This is a genomic window from Kluyvera sichuanensis (assembly GCF_014218705.1).
GTDB classification, from domain to species: domain Bacteria; phylum Pseudomonadota; class Gammaproteobacteria; order Enterobacterales; family Enterobacteriaceae; genus Kluyvera; species Kluyvera sichuanensis.
Genome location: NZ_JABBJF010000055.1, coordinates 1 through 7429, shown reverse-complemented (window position 1 = coordinate 7429; position 7429 = coordinate 1). Strand labels below are relative to the sequence as shown.

7 protein-coding genes and 2 pseudogenes are annotated in these 7429 nt (G+C 54.7%); 7 read left to right on the top strand and 2 right to left on the bottom strand.

Features of this window, described 5'->3' with window-relative positions; genetic code table 11:
• The first annotated feature begins 262 nt into the window (after positions 1-262).
• Together aac(3)-IId and HII27_RS26440 are read left to right on the top strand one after the other, a co-directional pair.
• Complete coding sequence (aac(3)-IId, locus tag HII27_RS26445; RefSeq protein WP_000557454.1) at positions 263-1123, top strand: aminoglycoside N-acetyltransferase AAC(3)-IId; 861 nt, start codon at positions 263-265, stop codon at positions 1121-1123.
• Positions 1124-1135: 12 nt separating this feature from the next.
• Positions 1136-1678 (top strand): AAA family ATPase, encoded by a 543-nt coding sequence (locus HII27_RS26440; protein ID WP_000587837.1) that lies wholly within the window; start codon positions 1136-1138, stop codon positions 1676-1678.
• A gap of 481 nt (positions 1679-2159) precedes the next feature.
• Here HII27_RS26440 and HII27_RS26435 read toward each other — a convergent pair whose 3' ends face one another.
• Positions 2160-2351, bottom strand: coding sequence for a hypothetical protein (locus tag HII27_RS26435; RefSeq protein WP_000951934.1), 192 nt, complete (start codon positions 2349-2351; stop codon positions 2160-2162).
• Positions 2352-2374: 23 nt separating this feature from the next.
• Here HII27_RS26435 and HII27_RS26430 point away from each other — a divergent pair, with 23 nt between their 5' ends.
• From HII27_RS26430 to HII27_RS26410, 5 genes and pseudogenes are all read left to right on the top strand, one after another.
• Entirely contained in the window at positions 2375-2602 is a 228-nt protein-coding gene (locus HII27_RS26430) for a hypothetical protein (protein WP_000248278.1), read from the top strand.
• Positions 2603-2652: 50 nt separating this feature from the next.
• Positions 2653-3789 (top strand): DUF3883 domain-containing protein, encoded by a 1137-nt coding sequence (locus HII27_RS26425; RefSeq protein WP_000080861.1) that lies wholly within the window; start codon positions 2653-2655, stop codon positions 3787-3789.
• A gap of 114 nt (positions 3790-3903) precedes the next feature.
• Positions 3904-5274 carry an IS1182-like element ISCfr1 family transposase gene (locus tag HII27_RS26420; protein WP_000971921.1) on the top strand — a complete coding sequence of 457 codons (1371 nt, stop codon included), beginning with the start codon at positions 3904-3906 and terminating at the stop codon, positions 5272-5274.
• An 820-nt stretch (positions 5275-6094) separates the two neighbouring features.
• Positions 6095-6955, top strand: coding sequence for a broad-spectrum class A beta-lactamase TEM-1 (locus HII27_RS26415; protein ID WP_000027057.1), 861 nt, complete (start codon positions 6095-6097; stop codon positions 6953-6955).
• Between the two features lie 147 nt (positions 6956-7102).
• Positions 7103-7303, top strand: a pseudogene (locus HII27_RS26410) (Tn3 family transposase); the annotation flags it as partial.
• A gap of 30 nt (positions 7304-7333) precedes the next feature.
• Here the strand turns inward: HII27_RS26410 and HII27_RS27575 are convergent.
• Positions 7334-7429: pseudogene (locus HII27_RS27575) on the bottom strand (Tn3 family transposase); the annotation flags it as partial.

The following is a 7429-nucleotide window of genomic DNA, read 5'->3' as shown; positions in this document are numbered from 1 at the left end:
CTGAAAATGCCGGCCTTTGAATGGGTTCATGTGCAGCTCCATCAGCAAAAGGGGATGATAAGTTTATCACCACCGACTATTTGCAACAGTGCCGTTTACTCATATATACTTTAGATTGATTTAAAACTTCATTTTTAATTTAAAAGGATCTAGGTGAAGATCCTTTTTGATAATCTCATGACCAAAATCCCTTAACGTGAGTTTTCGTTCCACTGAGCGTCAGACCCCGTATAGTGTTTTGCAGTTTAGAGGAGATATCGCGATGCATACGCGGAAGGCAATAACGGAGGCGCTTCAAAAACTCGGAGTCCAAACCGGTGACCTCTTGATGGTGCATGCCTCACTTAAAGCGATTGGTCCGGTCGAAGGAGGAGCGGAGACGGTCGTTGCCGCGTTACGCTCCGCGGTTGGGCCGACTGGCACTGTGATGGGATACGCGTCGTGGGACCGATCACCCTACGAGGAGACTCTGAATGGCGCTCGGCTGGATGACGAAGCCCGCCGTACCTGGCTGCCGTTCGATCCCGCAACAGCCGGGACTTACCGTGGGTTCGGCCTGCTGAATCAATTTCTGGTTCAAGCCCCCGGCGCGCGGCGCAGCGCGCACCCCGATGCATCGATGGTCGCGGTTGGTCCGCTGGCTGAAACGCTGACGGAGCCTCACGAACTCGGTCACGCCTTGGGGGAAGGATCGCCCGTCGAGCGGTTCGTTCGCCTTGGCGGGAAGGCCCTGCTGTTGGGTGCGCCGCTAAACTCCGTTACCGCATTGCACTACGCCGAGGCGGTTGCCGATATCCCCAACAAACGGTGGGTGACGTATGAGATGCCGATGCTTGGAAGAGACGGTGAAGTCGCCTGGAAAACGGCATCGGATTACGATTCAAACGGCATTCTCGATTGCTTTGCTATCGAAGGAAAGCCGGATGCGGTTGAAACTATAGCAAATGCTTACGTGAAGCTCGGTCGCCATCGAGAAGGTGTCGTGGGCTTTGCTCAGTGCTACCTGTTCGACGCGCAGGACATCGTGACGTTCGGCGTCACCTATCTTGAGAAGCATTTCGGAACCACTCCGATCGTGCCTCCGCACGAGGCCGTCGAGCGCTCTTGCGAGCCTTCAGGTTAGAGGCCGTCGACAATGATAATCTGGATCAACGGACCTTTCGGCGCCGGAAAGACGACGCTCGCTAAGCGGCTGCGCGATCGGCGTTCCAAATCGCTGATCTTTGACCCCGAGGAAATCGGGTTCGTGGTGAAAGAAACGGTCCCCATGCCAGCGAGCGGAGACTATCAGGATCTCCCCTTGTGGAGGGGACTTACGATCGCGGCGGTCAGGGAGATTCGAAGGAATTACTCGCAGGACATCATCATCCCAATGACGCTCGTGCACCCGGACTATCTGACTGAGATACTCGACGGGGTAAGGCGGATCGACGATCAGCTGCTGCACATCTTTCTGACGCTCAACGAGGACCTATTGCGTCACCGGATCGCGAACCAGACCATGCATCCTGACCCGAATCGAAATGCGGAGATTCGAGAGTGGCGATTAGCGAATGTCGCCCGATGCTTGGCCGCAAGGGAACGGCTTCCATGCACAACCCGTGTTCTCGATAGTGGTGCACACACCAGCGATGAACTCGCAGCGATGGTGCTCGACGGAATCGATGGGCGCACCTGATCGCCTTCGACGCCTGCGCAAAGCGTAGCGCGAGGGTGGCGGGCTCACGACCAAACGCCCAGAGGTCGATCATCGCAGGGATGTTTGGCTTTGTGGTGCGGACGACGGGACTCGAACCCGTACTCTCACAGAGAAGCAGATTTTCGTACCACCTCGACTTTCGCCGCCGTCTGATGACGTTCGTGGTCTGGACTGTCCCTTCGCCATTGCCCGAAGGCTTTAGGCGCCGCCCGTCCAGTCTCTACACCTTCCCCCGAAGGGGCTTGGCTCGGGATTGGCTTAGGGTATTGCCCGTTAGCGTTCCCCGACTTTGAGCGGTTCTACTCCGCGGATTTCCCCGCGGGCACTCCAATTTTAAAGTCTGCTGCGTCTACCGATTTCGCCACGTCCGCCTTTTTTCGCCGTTCCTAGCGCTCGTGCGATGCACCTATGTTGCACCTAGCGCCGAATCGTTCTTCGTCATCCTGAAAAACCACGTCTCCTAAAGCCTTGCATAGCTTATCTTTTCTCCACCACGAACTTTTTTGTGGGATGGTAGAAAAAAAGACTTTTTAAGTCCGCTGGCTTGCCAGGCCTTGTTAGCTTGTACGGTCATGGTTATCGGGTAAAGAATATTGACGGCATCGCTGGTGTCGGTGGCTGAAAAGCCGGCTCCCATCAGGGCAATAGCCATTTCAGATGCAGGCGTACAGGGCAATGGTCAACAGCTACAGCCTGTCTGACGATTCCGGCGTCATGGCTGCGGCGGCTATCACGCATTTTTTGTTCGGTCAGGCGGTGTTTTCGTACCTCAATGGTTGGAGCGTGTTGATCGGACCTGGTACAGGTTTGGACAGCACGGGCTGCAAATACGCAAGGGATTTAATGGGCCTGGTGGCGTTCACGGCTTTTATCGTGACGTTTCTGTTCAGGGGCTACTCATAATCTCGTGGCTCGGCGGTTCCCGGCACACCATGACAGTAAGGAAGGACCCTGTGTCTCAACTCTCCCAGCTTCGAAGCCCCGCCGCCGTGCAGGCTGCCATCGATGAGTTCGTGCAACTGGGCCGCACGAAATTCCTGGCGCGCCACGGCTACGGCAAGTCCCGCGACTTCCTGGTACGTGATCCGAAGACCGGCACCGATTGCGATTCCAAGGCCATCGCCGGTGTGGCCTTCGGCAAGCAATTTCCCGAGCAGGGCCCGCTCACTGCTGACAGCTTCTCCGGTGGCGAGACGACCGTCGTTCCGGCGCTGACGCGGCTCGGGTTTCGCATCATTCGCATCGGCGAAGACTGGTCCGAAGAAGAGGTCCTGGCCACGGTCGAAGACTATTTCGACATGCTGCGTGCCGAGGCGGCTGGGGAGCCGTACCACAAGTCCGAGCACAACCAGGCACTGCGCCAACTGCTGAACGGTCGCAGCAAGTCTTCAGTCGAGCTCAAGCACCAGAACATTAGCGCCGTACTCGATGCCCTGGGCCTGCCCTATATCAACGGCTACAAGCCACGCGGCAACAGCCAACTGCTGCTGCGTAAATCCGTACACGCCTACGTTCTGGAACATCAGCAGACGGTCGGCGCTCTTGTCGATGCCCTGGAGGAGGTAAAACTTCCGGGTGACAAAACCTACCGAGCGGCTTTGGTAGAACCACCCGCCCGTGAAGTGCTTGTGCGTACCCCGGCATCTCTACGGCAACGCCTACCGCGAAAGTTCGATTATGCCGCTCGCGATGAAGCCAACCGCAAGCTGGGCCGGGCAGGGGAGCAGTGGGTGATTGGCTACGAACAGCAACGCCTGACCGAGCTCGGCCACCCAGAGCTTTTTCAGCGGCTGGATTGGGTGTCCGACACCCAGGGAGACGGTGCGGGGTTCGACATCCTGTCGTTCGAAGAGGACGCCCATGAGCGCTTCATCGAGGTGAAAACCACCAATGGCGGGGTAGGCTCGTCTTTCTTGGTCAGCCACAACGAACTCGAATTCTCCAAGGAGGCGGGCGATCAATTCCATCTGTATCGCGTGTTCCAGTTTCGGGACGGTCCGCGCCTGTTCACGCTACCCGGCGACCTCAGCCAACATGTGCATCTCAAGCCGACGGACTACCGGGCGAGTTTCCGGAGTTTGGTGGGGTAAAGGCAGGGTTCTGTTGAGCCGAATGGCTGTGTGCGGCCGATTCTGTTGAAAAAGTAGCGGCCTCCCCATGCCGTTGGCAAAATTGCTTTGTCAGCGAGCGTGGGGGCGAACAGCATGATGGGACAGTTACCGGGAGGACAGCAGCGCCTGTTCTACTCGTTCAATCTGGAAGATCACGTCCCGGCCCAACATCTCCTGCGCAGCATCGACCAGTGCTTGGATCTCAGTGATCTACGTGCCTACCTGGCAGATTTCTATAGCCCCATCGGGCGTCCCTCGATTGACCCGGAGTTGATGGTGCGCATGCTGGTCGTCGGCTACTGCTATGGCATTCGTTCCGAGCGGCGATTGTGCGAAGAGGTGCACCTGAACCTGGCCTATCGCTGGTTCTGCCGGTTGGGTCTGGAAGACGAAGTCCCCAATCACTCGACCTTCTCGAAGAATCGCCATGGGCGTTTTCGTGACAGCGATCTATTCCGCTGGTTATTCAATGAGGTGCTGCGGCGCTGCATGGCAGCCGGCCTAGTCAAGGGTGAAGGTTTCGCCGTCGACGCCAGCATCATTAAGGCGGATGCCAGCCGGCAACGTGGGGTGGCGGGAGATGAGGTCGATTGGAACGATCCAAAGCTCAGCAGCCGCGCAGTGCGCGAGTACCTCGAAGCCCTTGATGAAGAGGCGCTGGCTGAGGCTCTTCCCAAGAAAATTTCGCTCACTGATCCTCAGTCCCGTTGGACAGCAGCGCCAGGTGGCCCGGCCTTTTTTGCCTACTCCACGAATTACCTGATCGACACTGAGCACGGTGTGATCATGGACGTGGAAGCTACCCCGGCGCACCGTACCGCCGAAGTCGATTCGACTAGGACGATGGTCGAGCGTGTCGAGGCGCAGTTCGATCTCACACCGGAACGCCTTATCGGCGATACCGCTTATGGCACCGCCCCGATGCTGGCCTGGATGGTCGAAGAAAAGGACATCGAACCGCATGTGCCGGTGTGGGACAAGACCGAGCGCAAGGACGACAGCCTCTCCAGTAACGACTTTCACTGGAGTCAGGACGCCAATGAATATCGCTGCCCAGCCGGCAAACCGCTACGCAGTGAATGGCGCGCCTTCACCCAGCAAAGGTCGCGGGTAACTAAGGCCAAAACCGTCATTTACCGCTCCAGCCAAACCGACTGCGCCACCTGCCCGTTGAAAGCGAAATGCTGCCCCAACACGCCGAATCGGAAGATCGTCCGCAGCATCCATGAGGCTGCCCGCGACGTGGCTCGACGCATCGCCAAGACACCGGAGTACCTCGTCTCTCGCTGCGAACGAAAGAAGGTGGAGATGCTTTTCGCCCACCTCAAACGGATCATGAAACTCGACCGTTTACGACTGCGTGGCCTAACGGGTGCCACTGACGAATTCACCTTGGCTGCGATGGTGCAGAACCTGCGCCGCATGGCCAAGCTTTTGCCTCAAGGGCCACCGCTGACGGGATAGGTATGCCTGCTACGAGCAGAAACCCTCAAATTAACCCTTAAACCTGAGCAAGGACGCTCAGTGAAACGCCGGAAGGCAACTTGAAGTGGCTTGCAGCCACTTCGACAGCAGGCACACCTGATCGGCAGGCTGCCGCTAAAGCTACTTTTTCAACAGAATCGGCCGATTTGTGCCGGTCGTCAAGGACCGCTTCGGATCACTCTCAACCGGATCGCGGGCCAGCTGATTTGCTAAAACCCGCGCCAAACTCAACGAAGGATTTCGCATGATCCGTTTTTTTTGGCGATCACGCTCGGCCTGATGGTTGGCTGCTCGTCGAGTTCAAGTTCGATCTGATCAGTGAGCGGTAGCGCAAGTGGATCGCCTCAGCCAAGCAGCGTTGTTGCCGGCGGCCGGAAGAAAGCCTTGAACTAGTAGCGGAAAGGATGAAACTTTATTTTTACGATTCTCAGCATTTTCCAAGGTTGAGCGAAAATTAGGATGATACTTTAATGATTCCGGCCTCCATCCCCACAAAACGCTTGCAGATGGCAGAATTGAAATAAGTCATTGTTTTAAATGGATTTTTGCAGGAATTGCTACGTTGCAGGGTCCTGTAGTTAGGATGACACTTTATTTTCCTCCCACAGGCCTCGTGATACGCCTATTTTTATAGGTTAATGTCATGATAATAATGGTTTCTTAGACGTCAGGTGGCACTTTTCGGGGAAATGTGCGCGGAACCCCTATTTGTTTATTTTTCTAAATACATTCAAATATGTATCCGCTCATGAGACAATAACCCTGGTAAATGCTTCAATAATATTGAAAAAGGAAGAGTATGAGTATTCAACATTTTCGTGTCGCCCTTATTCCCTTTTTTGCGGCATTTTGCCTTCCTGTTTTTGCTCACCCAGAAACGCTGGTGAAAGTAAAAGATGCTGAAGATCAGTTGGGTGCACGAGTGGGTTACATCGAACTGGATCTCAACAGCGGTAAGATCCTTGAGAGTTTTCGCCCCGAAGAACGTTTTCCAATGATGAGCACTTTTAAAGTTCTGCTATGTGGTGCGGTATTATCCCGTGTTGACGCCGGGCAAGAGCAACTCGGTCGCCGCATACACTATTCTCAGAATGACTTGGTTGAGTACTCACCAGTCACAGAAAAGCATCTTACGGATGGCATGACAGTAAGAGAATTATGCAGTGCTGCCATAACCATGAGTGATAACACTGCTGCCAACTTACTTCTGACAACGATCGGAGGACCGAAGGAGCTAACCGCTTTTTTGCACAACATGGGGGATCATGTAACTCGCCTTGATCGTTGGGAACCGGAGCTGAATGAAGCCATACCAAACGACGAGCGTGACACCACGATGCCTGCAGCAATGGCAACAACGTTGCGCAAACTATTAACTGGCGAACTACTTACTCTAGCTTCCCGGCAACAATTAATAGACTGGATGGAGGCGGATAAAGTTGCAGGACCACTTCTGCGCTCGGCCCTTCCGGCTGGCTGGTTTATTGCTGATAAATCTGGAGCCGGTGAGCGTGGGTCTCGCGGTATCATTGCAGCACTGGGGCCAGATGGTAAGCCCTCCCGTATCGTAGTTATCTACACGACGGGGAGTCAGGCAACTATGGATGAACGAAATAGACAGATCGCTGAGATAGGTGCCTCACTGATTAAGCATTGGTAACTGTCAGACCAAGTTTACTCATATATACTTTAGATTGATTTAAAACTTCATTTTTAATTTAAAAGGATCTAGGTGAAGATCCTTTTTGATAATCTCATGACCAAAATCCCTTAACGTGAGTTTTCGTTCCACTGAGCGTCAGACCCCTATATAGAAAGAGCCATAGATTCTCTGAAGCGAAAAGGGATCCCACTAAATGAACAGCTGATTTCTCATCTGTCCCCGCTGGGATGGGAACACATCAACTTGAGTGGAGATTACGTCTGGCGAACAAACCTCAAGCTGGAACAGGGAAAATACCGTTCGTTACGCTCAGTAGATAGCAGTCTGTATAAAAAACAGGCTTAACGTAGGATATTCCGTTTTCCAAGCGGGCCCCTCCACCGGCTTGCCGGCCTCGACCAACCCCTGGGTGGCGCGTTCCAGGTACACCGTGTTCCACAGCACGATAGCCGCCGTCACCAGGTTGAGGCC

Bases quoted from the DNA above. Each gene is read 5' to 3' on its own strand.
- HII27_RS26440 (WP_000587837.1), top strand. From the start codon at position 1,136: ATGATAATCTGGATCAACGGACCTTTCGGCGCCGGAAAGACGACGCTC.
- HII27_RS26435 (WP_000951934.1), bottom strand. From the start codon at position 2,351: ATGGCTATTGCCCTGATGGGAGCCGGCTTTTCAGCCACCGACACCAGC.
- HII27_RS26430 (WP_000248278.1), top strand. From the start codon at position 2,375: ATGGTCAACAGCTACAGCCTGTCTGACGATTCCGGCGTCATGGCTGCG.
- HII27_RS26420 (WP_000971921.1), top strand. From the start codon at position 3,904: ATGATGGGACAGTTACCGGGAGGACAGCAGCGCCTGTTCTACTCGTTC.
- HII27_RS26415 (WP_000027057.1), top strand. From the start codon at position 6,095: ATGAGTATTCAACATTTTCGTGTCGCCCTTATTCCCTTTTTTGCGGCA.